Here is a 14,250-nt window from a genome sequence, read left to right on the forward strand (position 1 = left end):
GACGTTGAATCCGCGGTGAAAGAGTTGCTCGCGCCGTTTCAGTCGAACAACGATCAGGAATGCCCCAGGGAATATCTTGTCTTTGAGGATCAGGAAGACAGCTTCCGGTCGGAGTATGAAACAGAGTCAGTGGACATGGTCGTCACAGGTGACGGACGACTGCTGATGGCATTCGACAAAGAATTCCAGCTTCCTGGAGCATGGGGGAACGGCCAGCTCCAAGTACAAGTACCGGAGCATCTGGCAAGGAGCGCCGTTCCGCACAAGGAAAGATTCGCAACCTTCGAGGCGTTCGTGGCAAGATGGCGAGGGAAGAACGAACGCGATCCGGACATCGGGCGTTTCCGGCTTTTGGCACAATCCCAACGCGAAATGGGATTGTTGGAAAATCGGTGGTCGCTACAGCGGGCTGCTGCTCGTTAAGGAGAGGGCACGTTCAGTAGAGATCGCCATGCTCAAAGATGTCGATTTTGAAGGGATGTCATCCCTGGTCGATGCGGCCATCAACGAATTCTGGGAACAGGTCACCTGGCTCACTCGGATGGGAGCCTGCGATCCGTCGGCAACGGAATACGTTTTTGACCGCGAGAGTGATTGTCAGCTTCGAATCCATGCTCCAGAAAACAAGCAAAGCCTGTATCGCACGGTGCACGAAGTCCTCGAGCGGATTGGATTGCGATCGGAAGTCGGTGGTGAAGAGCCGCTTGGGCAAACCCCCTTCACTCTCGAAGACTTGAGGACCGCATTCCGTTGGAACTGGGAGTTCTCGACTTACGCCGTGCTGGACGACTCCGGTTGGTATTCAGTGGGAGAGATCGGGGTGGAGGGGGGGTCCTCAGAGACCGTTGCGGAGCGTGAAGAATTTGCGAAGAGTTACCTGGATCGATTCATTCGACCTGAAAACCCCGAGACCACGTTGGTGGTCGTCGATGGCGACTTCTGGTGAGCGGATCCCCGTAGCAGACTGGTGGACAATGAGCTCGAACCGCTCCGCCTACTCATTGCGAAAGGGGATATCCTGGGAGCTCCAAATACCAACAAAAAGAGCCGCGTGCGATCTGCATGCGGCTCTCTCAAGTGCCAGGCGGCCTCTCAATCAGCGGCGTGAGGCCTGCTGAATCGGAGCTCCCGATCCGTTGTAGACCTTCGGATCATCAATAATCCACGGCGTCGACCAGGTCTTGCCGTCGTCTGCTGAGCAGACATTGAAGAAGATCGTGTTGAAGAAGGTTCCCCGAATGCCGTAGGGCAGGGAGGACCGGATATAGTCGGCGGCGGTCAGGTCTTCCACGCCGGCATGGGCGTAGTAGTGCACGCGGGCATCGGGGGTGACCGACATTCCCAGCGTCCACCAGCCGGTCTTGTCGATGACCGGCCCCTGCATCTCGTGGCCCCGTTCATCGGCACGCAGCAGCAGCACCGCATACGGCTTGCCGGATTTGTTGCTCGGCTCGGTGGCCGGAACGTACTGGATGAAGAAGCCGGGGTAGTAGGGTTCCATCTCGGTGACGGTTTCCGTGCGGCGGCCTTTGAACAGCCGCTTGCCCATGCTGACCGTTTTGGTCTTTTCCTGCGGTCCCTGCATTCCGGCCCGGAAGCCGAAGGAGACACCCATCCGCTGTTCCCACTGCTCCCACTCCGGCAGATAGATCCGGATCACGCAACTCGGCGAGCTGGAGACGGACATCGGCTTGGCAGCCATGATGAAGTCGTCCTGAGCAAAGTTCTTTCGCTCTTCATCCGTTCGGCGCAGATTGTAACCCGGGCTGCCGGGAATGCCGGAATCACGGGTCCGCAGGTAAAGGGCTCCCTTGCTCCCGGGAATGCCGCCAGCGGGCGTTTCCACCCGCTTGATCGAATCGGGAGAACCCCGCTTCGGGCTTTCCAGCCACATATTGTTATTCGAATGCCCCATCGGCGGACGGGTCTGATTGTCTTCTTCTTTACTGCTCTTCGGCCAGTTGTGGACGTAGTTGAAGTTCTCGTTCTCGAAATCATCGGTGTTGATCAGGGTTCCCGTCCCCGGGACCATCTGAGCCACGGAGACCGCCGGCATCAGCAACACCGGCGTGGCGAGAAGGAGAATGGGAAAGAAATTCAGGTTGCGCAACATCGTTTGGGTTTCCGTCCTGGATTCGAGAGCGCGTACGTCGGATTGGCTCGCCCGTTCCCGGCCGCAATCCATCGATCATCGAAGGATTTTCAGTATGAACCGAAGAAGGAGCGGTCTGCTCTAACGGGGTGACTCCGCACCTGAACAACGCCGTCTGGGCGTGTCTCTCCATTGGTATCGGATGTCCGGTCTGGAGTGGTGATTCGAATCGCCCGAAGTCCGGATAGACCAGACAGGAAGAATAGGGAATCTACAAAGAAAAGTTCCGGCGGAGAGTCAGTCGCACCGCTTTCCTGACCGGTCTCAGCACTCCCGCTGGAGAAATCCGGGCGATAGCACCAACTGCGGCAATTCAGACCACCCGCGCCGTACCAGGGGGGCAGAGCGAGGCAGTCACAGGCACCCCACTCCCCTCAAACACGCCAATTTGTCAGACGCGGCCGAACACCATCAGCGTGATGTCGTCGTTCTGCTCCCGACCGTTGGCATGCTTGCGGACATCTTCCCGGATGGCCACGCCCAGATCGGAAGGCTTACGGGCACCGGTCTCGATGAACTTCATCAGCCGATCGATCCCGTACAGGGCATTCTTGGGGTCCATCGCTTCGCTGACACCGTCGGTATAGATCACAACGGTCTCCTGCGGATTGAGATCACGCTCCAGCTCTTCGTATGGGAATCCGGAGATCACACCGATTGGAACGCCGACCGCATCGTTCCCGATTTCTTCCAGCGTGCCGTCCGCCTTGCGAACGATCGGAGCCATATGCCCCGCGTTGACCCAGGTCATCTTGTTGTTTTTCGGGTCCAGAATAATCAGCACGAATGTGATGAATCGGCCTTCGACAGCCTTGGCACACATGTGATCGTTAATGCGACCGACCGCTTCCGCGGCACTCGTCACGAAGTCGCTGACGCTCCGCACGACGCTCGACATCCGGGACATCACCAGCGAGGCGGGGACTCCCTTTCCGGCGACGTCACCGAACGCCAGCCAGATCTTCCCGTCTGGAGTCGGGATCACATCGTAATAGTCCCCCCCGACCGCCTGTGCGGAATCATAAGACGCGAAGAACTCATAGCCCCCGATCTCGGGAAGCAGTTCCGGGAGCAGGGCATGCTGAACATTGCGGGCAATGTTCATTTCGTTGTCCTGCTTCTGCTTCTGTACGTAAGAATTCAGCAACTTCGCAGTTTCATAGCTGAGTGCCGCCTGTCCGGCGACGGCCACCATGATGTCGAGATCTTCACTCTTGAACTGCGTGAGCGGATTTTGCGTGTCGATGTTAATCACGCCGACCGGCTCCCCCTGCAGATCGAGCATGGGGACACACATCATCGAACGGATTGTCAGGGCGGAAATCGATTCGCTGGCGTCAAACCGGCCATCGCTCGCCGCATCGGCCGAAAGAATCGCTTTCTTCTGGGTGAGCACGTTGTTCAGAATCGTCCGGCTCAGTTTGACCGAGGAATCTTCATCCGGACGGCGATGCTTCATCGCCCGGGGAACCATTTCGCCGCTGCGGGGATCTTTCAGCAGAATGCAGCCGCGATCCGCTGCGGGAAAAATCGTGAACAGCGAATCCAGAATCTTCGGCAGCAGTTTCTCGACGTCGAGCGTTCCCGCCAGCGACCGGCTGATTTCCAGAATGGCCTTCAGCTTTTCCTGCGGACGGACGTCAAGCAGTCCGAAACCTCCGGAGCTGTCGAGGCTCCCCATGATGGTCGACGACGAGTTGTCATCGCTGATCTGAAAGCCGCCGGTCAGTCGCTGCGCGTGATGCAGGGCAGAGATGGCGGAATCGTCCCCCGCTCCATGGAGAGCCGGATCGGCTTCAAAGCGGACCAGAATCGGCCCAAATTTCAACCGGTCCTGTGACTTCAGGCGATGCGGGCCGGCGATCTTCTGACCGTTGACGAACGTTCCGTTCCCGCTGCCGAGATCTTCGATCAGGTAGCTCCCCCCCTCCAGATAGACCCGGGCATGCTTCCGGGAGACCATATTCGAGGGGAGCTGGATCTCACACTCGGGGAGCCGACCGATGAACATCTCGTCCCGATCGAGATTGAACGGGGTCGCCTGTCCTTCCTGGAGAAGAATGAGCTTGTTCATCGCCGTGGAGTCCCCTGACTGCAAACCTGCCGGAATTGAGCAACTCCGGAATCAAAGGACGGGAACCGTGCGAACTGCCACGCGATTCCCGCCGCTGCTTTATCTTACTTTGAAATCTGGTGACTGCCGCCTTGAGCAGAGCGGATTGCCAGGTTTCACATCTTGAAGATCGTTTCCACGTTCCCGCGCAGGATCTGTTTGCCCAGCGCGAGTGCCTTTTCTTCGGTCCAGCCCCGAGCCCGCACGAAATCGCGCGACAGCACGTGTGCCAGCACCCGGCGGTACATCCGGAACTTCGGCAGCGCGAATTCCAATTTGTACATGTCGCTGTAGTAACCGATCTGTTTGCTGCGCGGGACCGCTTCCAGACGGTTGCGGGTGTCCGACTCGATATAGCCGGGGATATTTGCGTACCACCAGTGCCCGTTGGTCACCACGTTGGGGAAGATCCAGGCGTAGCTCGCCAGTTCCTGATTGCTAACGGAACCGAGGACTGAAACCGGGAAGACCACTTTCGGAAACGCGTTAAACAGCTCTTTGTACTGAATCAGCGAGACCCGCATGTCAAACAGGTCCTGCCCCTGAAACACGCCGTCTTCATAGACCCGGCGGTTCACACCGATCATCAGGTCGAACGGCAGCTGATGGGCTTCACAGAACTCCGTGATCGTCCAGAAGGTGAACGACGAGAGCATCTCCTGCTCAGAAGTGGTCAGCCGCTGCCCCTTCACGGCCCGCTTCAGAATCGCGGAAGCGGCACCGGGATCGACCTTGGTCGGAGTGAACGATGGCGGCAGAGAAATCGCACAGGCCTTGACGTTGTTCTTCACAAAGTGCTGGAACAGTTTGCCGATGGCTTCCTTCAGCGTATTGGCATCGCCGACTTCAATTCCCGAAGCGGCGGTCAGACGATCGCGGGTCGCCTTCTTCAGGAAATGGAAGACGAGATCATCCGTCCGCAGGCAGGGGATGTATTTCGTCGTATCGAAGCCGGTCAACGGATCGTCGAAATCGTTGGTCAGAAAGACTTTTTCGAGCTTGCTGTGGGAGAGCACCTGCTGTTCCCAGTCCTCCTGAGCCATCTTCTGCTCAGCGGTATCGTACAGCGACTCCCAGTTGTCCTTGGTAATGCGATCTTCCTGGAAGCCGAAGAACTCGCGGCAGATATCCAGCAGCCAGCTGACCTGAATCGTGTTGTCCAGGTCGGTCAGCTTCTCGACGATGCGGCCGACTTTCTCCTTCGGGGTAATTTCCGCCCCTTCGATCTGCGCCTTGGGCAGGCCCGCGGAGTGAGCCAGCTCGGTGTAATAGTGATACCCCATAATGTCCGCCAGCGTTTTTGAAGCGGGCGAGTGCGGATTGATGTGCGTATGAGGGTCGATCAGGACCAGCTGTTCGAGTTCCTGAAAGAGAGACGCTTCGAGAGAATCAGTCATGGCGCTGTGGGTCCGTCGGAAGAGGTGATACGGGCGTCCAGTTTCGTCATTGTTGCATGCGACTGCAAGCGATTGCCCGGGAGCCGGTTCCTCAGCTGCGGATCAGGTCGGCGAGGCGAGAATCCGGCTGCGCCAGCTCCTCGACAATCCGTTCGCTGCGACGACCGGAAGACTGCAGCAGGAATTCGCGGGAGGATTCGCCGGTTGTCCGGATTTCAACGGTCAACCGGTCCCGGGGGAGCACCTCTCGCACCCGCTCTCCCCATTCAATGAGGCAGACATTATCCGCCCCCAGCAGTTCATCCGCCCCCAGCTCCAGAAACTCGTCGACGTCATTCAGACGGTAGGCATCAATATGACAGACCGGCAGTCGGCCGTCGTATTCCTGAATCAGGACGAACGTCGGGCTATGAACGAAATCGGTCGTCACCTGCAGTCCGGCGGCGATGGCCTGCACGAGATGCGTCTTCCCGGCGCCGAGGTCGCCGTTCAGTTCGACGACATCTCCCGCCTGCAGGACCCCCGCGAGCGCGTGACCGATTCGCTGTGTCTCGGCCAGCGAAGCCGCTTCGAGCTTCAACATCGTGATCAATCACCCTTGGCATCGCGTTAAAATCTGCACCGCTCACAAATCGTCCACACCGCGGGCGCGGGCGATCAGCTCCGTCGCGATCGGATGACGTTTCATCGAGAGACCCCGGCTCAGCAGCAGCGGAGGAGTAAAGACAATCTCCCGCCCCAGCGCCGTTGGCTGTTCAAGCAGCAGGGTGATTCTCTCGGGATTCATCAGGACCGTGGAATCGACATTGATAATCTCCCGGATCGGCACCCGCACCTCGACCCCTCGCTTGCGAGCGATCAGTTCGTCGTGCTCATCATCGATCGAGACTTCATCCGCCAGCGGCCACACGAGCACCTTCGCGATCACGTAGATCACGCCACCAATGATCGAGGACTGCACCAGGATGATCAGCACCAATCCGAACGGAACCCTGCCGTTCATCGCGGCGACATTGGTCCCCGCCACCAGGCAGCCCAACAGGGCAAACAGGGCAACGGGAATCCATTGAAAGAGGGAAGTCGCCGTCGATGAAATTCTGCGCATGGGTCACCTCCCGTTCGGGTCCGTTTCACGACTTCAGATTGCCCCAGTCCTGCACGGTGATTTTCGCACGCTCACCCGCGATCTCCCGCACGCGGGAGATCAACGAATAGGCCCGACCGGCCACTTCTCCGGCATCACGGGCTTCGACGTTCAACCGCAACAGCGGTTCATTGTTCGAGGCCCGCACGTTGAACCACCACTCGGGTGTGTAGTTCTGCACTTCGCGATAAATCTTGCCCTCGGGGTCACCCTGCGGGTCAATCTTGAAAACATCATTCACAGTCTGATACTGCGGCACACGGGGATGGAAGACACTCACGCCGTCGATATCGAGAACATAATTGTTCGCGGTCTCGACGCCGTTCTCGGCCTTGATGGTACTGATAATTTCGGCGCTCATCGCCTTCCAGTCGCTGCACTCCACCTTCAGGTTCAGCTCGCCACTGTTCGGCCAGGGCTTCAACTGTCCCAGTAACTGTGAACAGCTGAGCTGGGTTTCCAGCAGCATGTCCCAGAAGACCACCATGGCGAACAGCCCCGAATCGAGACAGTAGGCGGCCGGGAAGTTGTAGTGTGCTGACGATTCCCCCCCGAAGACGGCGTCGGTTTTGGTCAGCGCCACTTTGGCGGCATCCTGCCCCACGCGGCAGAGAATCGGCGTTCCCCCCGCCGCCCGCACTGTTTCCGGAACGATCCAGGACGAAACAGCCGAATACACAACGGCTCCCTTGCCCCCGTTTTTCTGCACGAGGTTGCGGGCCAACGCCGCCAGCAGGACCGAGCCCGAGACGAACTGTCCCCACTCGTCGACGAGAAATACGCGGTCGGCATCACCGTCGAAAGCGGCTCCGAAGCGTGCGCCTTCCGCGATGACGGTTTCCTGCAGCAGCTTGACCGCTCCCGGCAGACCGGGGTTGGAGGGACGGGTCGGGAATGTTCCATCGATCCGCTCGGCAACCGCCAGCAGTTCGACCTGAGCCCCCCGTTTTTCCAGCTGTTTCTTCAGCAGTGGGCGAAACAGGCCCCCCACGCCATTCCCCGGATCGAGCACGATTTTGCCCGATGCCTTGCCCAGTCGGTCGGAGAGGTCGAGAGCGGCGTCGACAAATTTTTCCTGCAGGTCGAGCCGGCTCTGCTGCGGAAACGGGTGACAGGCGGGGGTGGCAGCACTGGCGTTGCTGCCGTCCTTGGCGAAGCGGCCAGCCAGATGATCTGCCGGTCGCAGCACGTCGACACTGCCGGTCTCGGCACTTTTGACCACCATCTTGATGCCGTTGTATTCCGGAGGGTTGTGCGAAGCGGTCACCATGGCACCGGCATTAGCACCATCTTGCCCGGAACCGACGGCCCACTGAATCATGTCGGTGGTCGCCAGCCCGGCGGGAATGGCAGCGACTCCCACACTGGCGATTCCCTGAATCAGAGCGGAATAAATCGCGGGTGACGACACCCGTCCATCGCGCCCCACAATGATCTTCGGGGCGGTGCCTTTCAGCAGTTCTTTCAGGCTCTCGGCCAGATAGCGGCCGGTGAACCAGGCTAGCTCTTCGTTGATCTGATTGGGATACAGGCCGCGAATATCTGCTGAACGCTGAAAGAGAGCGGGATCGAACACGTCATACATCCTTGATGCGAAGGGACGGAACTGGTTTCCGGAGTATGGAGATTGTCTTTCCAGCCGTCAAATTCCGTTCCTCCCGAAGAGCGGCTAAACTGGTCGTTCTCCGCTGTCCGGTCGACCGATCAGCAGCTTTTGCCAGCCCGGGCCCCGATCGGAGAGTGAAACCGGCTTCCCCCGACCTGAACCCGCTGGAAAGCCGGTTGTCCTGTCCGTCAGACCACAGCGAACCGATGACGTCCCCGGTTGCGACCGACTCCAGACCACAGCCTGAACCCATGCTTGCCAAACGGATCATTCCCTGCCTCGACGTTCACGCCGGCCGCGTCGTGAAAGGGGTTAATTTCCTGAATCTGCGTGATGCCGGTGACCCGGTCGATGTCGCCGCCCGCTACGAAGCGGAGGGGGCCGACGAACTGGTCTTTCTGGACATCACCGCCAGCCACGAGCAGCGGGACATCATTCTCGATGTCGTCTCCCGGACCAGCGAAGTCTGTTTCATGCCCCTGACGGTCGGTGGGGGAATCCGCACGCTCGAAGACATTCGCCGACTGCTCAAGGCGGGCTGCGACAAGGTCTCTATCAACAGCGCGGCGGTGAAGGACCCCGAGTTTGTCCGGGAGGCGGCGCTGCGGTTCGGGAATCAATGTATTGTCGTCAACATCGACCCGAAGCGGGTTCCACTCACCGGCGGCGATCTGGGTGAAGCGGCCGCCGCGCAGCCCGAATCTCTACGGGTTCGGCCCCGACCGTTGCCGACCGGATCATTCGCCAGGAAGTTTGAGGGTCTCGAGCCCCGTCCGACACAGGTGGTCTGGGATGTGCATATCAACGGCGGCCGCAAACCGACCGGACTCGATGCCGTCGCGTGGGCTCAAGAAGTCGAACGCCTCGGAGCCGGGGAAATCGTGCTGACCAGCATGGACGCCGACGGTACAAAGGACGGTTACGATCTGGAGATCACCCGCGCCATCTCCGACGCCGTTCAGATTCCGGTGATCGCCAGCGGTGGAGCAGGGGACCCACGGCATCTGCTGGAGGCGGTCACCATCGGCGGTGCCAGTGCGGCGCTCGCAGCGAGCATCTTTCACTATGGTGAATTCACAATTGCGGAAACGAAAGCGGCCCTGCAGCAAGGGGGAGTGCCGGTCCGCATCCCCCGTCGACAATAAAGCACCTGGAACGTCAAAGCTCATGGAACGTCCCGGCCTGCGATCGTCGGCCGATCCCTGGACGGTCCTGGGGAGCACGGTCCGTTGGGCGATGAGTCACGAAACACCTGAAGTCCTTCTCCAGTCCCGCGGAGCACGCGATGTCACAGCAAACCGCCCAGCAAGTTCTTGATCGCCACTATCTGGAAATCCGCTGCGGACTCCTCGATCTGGCAGCCCAGTTCGATCGACTGGACCGTTCCCCGGGACGTGAGCAGCTCGACGGGGATCGGCGACTGGAATTGATCGCCGACGCCATCCAGATTGTGGCCAGTCAGACCGAGAACCGCGCTGAGCAGCTGCAGCTGCTCTTCAGTGATCAATACGTTCCCGGCTGGAATCGTCAGTAGTCGCAACCGACGGGATCAGAATCGCGCGTTCTGCGAGCTTCCGCAGGCTCGCCCGGGCCGGGCTCAGGCTGTCGCCTCCGGGGCGAGTGCCTGGTCGACCATCGGTTGCCGCGGTCCACGCAGCGCGAGGATCGCCTCGATCAGCATCAGCGCCGCCAGAATCACCAGCAGCACCGCCACCCAGGCGACGGGATTACTCGTCATGCCGTTTTTGAAGTGTTGACGGATCATATCGGCCAGGGCGAGCGTGCTCATGACATACATGAATACCATCGGAATTCCGGTGACTAACCAGACCCACATCGCCCGGCGGGTGCGCCACAACCAGACCGTCACGCAGAGCAGGGTCAACGCCGCCAGTAGCTGATTGCTGGCTCCGAAGAGAGCCCAGAAGGCCTGCCAGACGGGAATCCGCTTGCCATTCGCATCGGTCACGGTCTGCAGGACGAAAAACGCCGGTGCCCCCGCGGTCACCAGAGTTCCGATCCAGCGACCTGCACTGCCGCTCATTCCGGTCAATTCCTGAATGATATAACGCCCAAGGCGAGTGCAGACATCCAGCGTGTCGTAGACAAAGGTCGTGAAGGCCATCAGTGCAAAAGAAACGCCCAGAGCGGCCGGCACGTTCAGCTTCTCCATGAACATCCCAATGCCCCGGGCATAGATGAAGTTCGGCTTCGGATTGGCCAGCAGCTCATGCCCCGGAGCCAGCAGCATCACGCAGCAGAGGGAGACGATCGCGACCATCGCTTCCAGCAGCATTGCCCCGTACCCGACCGGCTTGGCGTCACTCTCCACCCGCAGCTGCTTGGACGTCGTTCCCGATGCAATCAGACCGTGAAACCCGGAACAGGCGCCGCAGGCAATCGTGATAAACAGCACCGGCACCAGTGTTGAGCCGTTCGCAGCGGTCCAGCCCGAATAAGCGGGCAACTGGATCGATTCGTTCCCCACCAGCAGTCCCAGGGCCCCCACCCCCAGCGCCACGTACAGGAAGTATCCTCCCAGGATGCCGCGAGGCTGCAGCAGCAACCACATCGGCACGACAGAAGCGATCGCACAGTAGATGAGCAGCGCTACGTCCCACCCCTGGTGTGCGGCAACAAGCGAGTCGGCCACCGACATTTCGGGACGGAAATACCGCACCAGAGCTGCGGCATCGAACGGAATCGATTGGCCGACCACAATGGCCACCCCCACCAGCGGCAGGAAAATCAGCGTGGCCCAGCCTTCGGTCAGTTTCGTGTAACGGACCAGCAACCCCATGATAATGGGGAGCGCCAGATACAGCAGCGACGAGGTGGCAATCCCCGGCCCGGAAACCTGTTGTCCGTTCTCCAGTTCCTGCACGCCGATAAACGAAGCTGCCGTAATATCGGCGAATGCGACAACGATATAGACCAGTGCCAGCCAGACGAATATCAGGAACAGCAGAAAGGCTCGGGTACTCATATGTTCGCGGACCACTTCCGCGATGGAACGTCCCCGGTGCCGGATCGAGGCCACAATCGCGGTGAAGTCGTGCGGCCCGCCGACAAAAATCGAGCCCACCAGAATCCAGATCAACGCCGGCAGCCAGCCGAACATCGCCCCGGCCAGAATCGGCCCGACAATCGGTCCCGCGGCGGCAATGGCCGAAAAGTGCTGACTCAGCAGCGGACCTTTCCCGATTGGAACATAGTCGACATCGTCGCGCTGCTCGACAGCGGGTGTGACATTCTTGTCATTCAGCCGCAACAGCCGGGTCAGGATCGGACCGTACGTGACATAGGCGATGGTCAGAATCACTGCGGACGAGAGAACAATCAGGATCATCATGAGCAGGTACCCGGCGCGGGAACGTCGACAGCGACAGACAGGACGCCGCTCGTGTAGGCTCGTCATCTCCCGAGCCTGGGCGCCAGACTGGACGCATCATGCACAATTGTGAACTTCCTGTCCAGAATCGAATTCATGTCAGTCTGCATCCGAGCAGACAGTGAGCACTCTCACTCCGGATTGGCTCAGCTCTCGACCCGCAAATGCGAGCCTTTCCACCAACGAACTGACTGCTGCAGGGGCACGAAGGAGAAGAGGCGGCTCGAGCCGCTCTCCCTCCCGCGAGCGTTGCAACGCTCACAACCTCCCCATCCGGAGGATTGCCAGCCGAGTGCGCCCGCAGACACTCGCAAAACAAACAGCCGCCTTGCGATCGCAAAGCGGCTGTCGTGACGGTTCGCCGAGGGACTCGCGCTCCCTGATGGCCGGGAGCAGGTCCGTCGGCGAAACCCTGCTCAGCCTGCCAAAGTCTCCGCGGATCGGGCCGAGTTCAGTACTCACGAACCTGGGGATCGCGGGCCTGAAACATGTTCCGATTCAGGTTGGGCCCCGCTCCCGGATAACCCGGATTCATCTGCAGCGGCGGGTAGCCGACCTGATAAGGCTGCCCCTGCTGAACCGGGAACTGGTACTGCTGAGGCTGCTGTTGCGGAATTCCGTAAGGATTCTGTCCGGGATATTGCGGGTTCTGTGTCGGTCCCAGCTGGCGATAGAACTGTCCGATCGACCGGGGAGCCTGTCCATTTCCCGACATTGCGGCCAGGTTCGACGGGGTCCCTTCACGGAAGACCTGCACGGCGACCTGCAGATCGGTATCGTTCACGGTCCCTCGCGTTCCACTGGCCGGAGCATTCACCGGGACGTCCGGTGTGACTCCCTGACCCGCCATCTCCCGACCGGACGGAGCGTAGAACTTCGCCGTTGTGAGCTTGAGGGTGGCGGAAACCGTCCGCATGGGAAAGTGTGTCTGCACGGTCCCTTTTCCGTAGGAATTCCGACCGATGATCACCCCGCGACGATTGTCCTGAACCGCCGCGGCAAAAATTTCACTGGCACTGGCGGAATATTCATCCTGCAATACCACGAGCGGAACGCCCCAGGTCTTCTCATACTTGGCCATCTCCGTCGAGTTGTCCGATGCATTCGGCCCCTTCGTCGAGACAATCACTCCCGAGGGGAGAAACATATCGGTGACCGCGATACAGACGTCGAGCAGCCCCCCAGGGTTTCCTCGCAGGTCCAGCACTAGACCTTTCATCCCCTGATTGTGCAGGGACCACAAGGCCTTTTCGAGATCCTGAGCGGACGAAGCCGAAAACTGCTTCATCCGCAGGTAGCCGATCTGGCCGGCAGGATCGATCATTTTCGCCCCCGTGACACTGCTGACATAAAACTTGCGACGAACCAGAGTCCCGCGGAATTTCCGGCCATCCCGCACCACTTCGATGGTGACGGAGGAACCTGCCGGGCCTGCCAGACGATCGGCGATCTCGTTCAAAGTCCTGCCGCCGACCGGCTGCTGTCCGACGGTGACAATCAGGTCTCCTTCGCGGAGTCCCAGTTGCTCGGAGGGACTTCCTTCAATCACACTGACAATCTCCACCCCTTCCGGATGGGCCTTCAGCTCCACACCGATGCCGACCACATGCTCTTCCAGTCCGACAGTGCGATAGGGTTCGATCGCGGCCCCCGGACGCCCCCCGGAACTTTCCGGCAGGAAGGCGGAATACTTGTCGAGATGATCGAGCGTGCCGTTCATGAATTCCACAGCAACCGCCTCACGACGAATCCCGAGGCTGCGGCTGACCAGTTCGGCCGTCAACTGCATCACCCCCACCGCTTCATTGGCATCGCGGGCGGGCTGGCTGTTGGCAATCTGGACGAGCTGGCTTTCGACCGCCTGAATTGCCTGCGGATTGGCCTGAGCCTGATTCACCCGCAGAAAGGTCTCGTTGCGAATGGCACGGATCACACCGGCAATCGCACCACGGGTCCGGTCTTCATAAGAGGGCGGGCTGACGTGACGGGCATCGATCATCTGTGACGCTTCGCGATACACGGACGCCATCTGCTGCAGGCTCGTCTGCCGTGTGAAGCTCAGCATATTGGCATCGCTCGCGCGATTGCTGATTTTGAGATCGGATTCGTCGGTCGGCGCAGCCGGGCCGTAACCATTGCCGGGCCCCCTTCCGGGACTTCCGCTAATGGCCGTGCGAACCGCGTCTTCACGGGCGCGGGGGAGTCCCTCGTCAGTGCGGATCAAGGTGTCCGGCTTCTGGCTGCGAATAACGCGGGTGGGGACTTCGTAAGAATTGGGATGACGCGGAGTGACCGTGTGGTCGTCGACAGGTTGGAGCCCGAACAGAGCGACGGCCAGAGTCGTGATCACCATGACGATCATCAGCGACGAGAGAAAATCGATTCGTGTCGTGGGGTGTGAGGTCTTCATAGGAATCATTCCTGTATGAAATGGAAGGGGCAGAAGC

12 protein-coding genes are annotated in these 14,250 nt (G+C 59.8%); 4 read left to right on the forward strand and 8 right to left on the reverse strand.

Annotated features, from left to right (window positions below; genetic code table 11):
• Positions 1–15 precede the first annotated feature (15 nt).
• Both SH664x_RS13210 and SH664x_RS13215 read left to right on the forward strand, forming a co-directional pair.
• The gene (locus SH664x_RS13210) at positions 16–423 is read left to right on the forward strand and encodes a hypothetical protein (protein ID WP_437201632.1); all 408 of its coding nucleotides are present in this window, start codon (positions 16–18) and stop codon (positions 421–423) included.
• Between the two features lie 28 nt (positions 424–451).
• Positions 452–946 (forward strand): hypothetical protein, encoded by a 495-nt coding sequence (locus SH664x_RS13215; protein WP_437201634.1) that lies wholly within the window; start codon positions 452–454, stop codon positions 944–946.
• A gap of 150 nt (positions 947–1,096) precedes the next feature.
• On the opposite strand, the gene SH664x_RS13220 is transcribed toward SH664x_RS13215, so the two are convergent.
• The 6 genes from SH664x_RS13220 to SH664x_RS13245 form a co-directional block, all read right to left on the reverse strand.
• A complete protein-coding gene (locus SH664x_RS13220) occupies positions 1,097–2,113 on the reverse strand; it encodes a hypothetical protein (protein ID WP_437201636.1) in 1,017 nt (338 codons plus the stop codon).
• 430 nt (positions 2,114–2,543) lie between these two features.
• A complete protein-coding gene (locus SH664x_RS13225) occupies positions 2,544–4,226 on the reverse strand; it encodes a SpoIIE family protein phosphatase (RefSeq protein ID WP_437201638.1) in 1,683 nt (560 codons plus the stop codon).
• A gap of 155 nt (positions 4,227–4,381) precedes the next feature.
• The gene (locus SH664x_RS13230) at positions 4,382–5,662 is read right to left on the reverse strand and encodes a glucuronate isomerase (RefSeq protein WP_437201639.1); all 1,281 of its coding nucleotides are present in this window, start codon (positions 5,660–5,662) and stop codon (positions 4,382–4,384) included.
• A 91-nt stretch (positions 5,663–5,753) separates the two neighbouring features.
• A complete protein-coding gene (gene tsaE, locus SH664x_RS13235; protein WP_437201640.1) occupies positions 5,754–6,245 on the reverse strand; it encodes a tRNA (adenosine(37)-N6)-threonylcarbamoyltransferase complex ATPase subunit type 1 TsaE in 492 nt (163 codons plus the stop codon).
• 42 nt (positions 6,246–6,287) lie between these two features.
• Complete coding sequence (locus SH664x_RS13240) at positions 6,288–6,767, reverse strand: hypothetical protein (RefSeq protein WP_437201642.1); 480 nt, start codon at positions 6,765–6,767, stop codon at positions 6,288–6,290.
• A gap of 25 nt (positions 6,768–6,792) precedes the next feature.
• The gene (locus tag SH664x_RS13245; protein WP_437201644.1) at positions 6,793–8,382 is read right to left on the reverse strand and encodes a hypothetical protein; all 1,590 of its coding nucleotides are present in this window, start codon (positions 8,380–8,382) and stop codon (positions 6,793–6,795) included.
• 281 nt (positions 8,383–8,663) lie between these two features.
• Here SH664x_RS13245 and hisF point away from each other — a divergent pair, with 281 nt between their 5' ends.
• Positions 8,664–9,557, forward strand: a complete 894-nt coding sequence (gene hisF, locus SH664x_RS13250; protein ID WP_437201646.1) for an imidazole glycerol phosphate synthase subunit HisF — start codon at positions 8,664–8,666, stop codon at positions 9,555–9,557.
• A gap of 140 nt (positions 9,558–9,697) precedes the next feature.
• A complete protein-coding gene (locus SH664x_RS13255) occupies positions 9,698–9,946 on the forward strand; it encodes a hypothetical protein (protein ID WP_437201647.1) in 249 nt (82 codons plus the stop codon).
• 63 nt (positions 9,947–10,009) lie between these two features.
• Here SH664x_RS13255 and SH664x_RS13260 read toward each other — a convergent pair whose 3' ends face one another.
• Together SH664x_RS13260 and SH664x_RS13265 are read right to left on the reverse strand one after the other, a co-directional pair.
• Complete coding sequence (locus tag SH664x_RS13260; RefSeq protein ID WP_437201649.1) at positions 10,010–11,764, reverse strand: carbon starvation CstA family protein; 1,755 nt, start codon at positions 11,762–11,764, stop codon at positions 10,010–10,012.
• A gap of 490 nt (positions 11,765–12,254) precedes the next feature.
• On the reverse strand, positions 12,255–14,213 hold the full coding sequence (locus SH664x_RS13265) for a S41 family peptidase (protein ID WP_437201651.1): 1,959 nt from the start codon (positions 14,211–14,213) through the stop codon (positions 12,255–12,257).
• Positions 14,214–14,250 lie beyond the last annotated feature (37 nt).

Origin of the sequence: Planctomicrobium aquicomposti, from assembly GCF_051466325.1 — a bacterium.
In the GTDB taxonomy this organism is placed as follows: Bacteria; Planctomycetota; Planctomycetia; order Planctomycetales; family Planctomycetaceae; genus Planctomicrobium.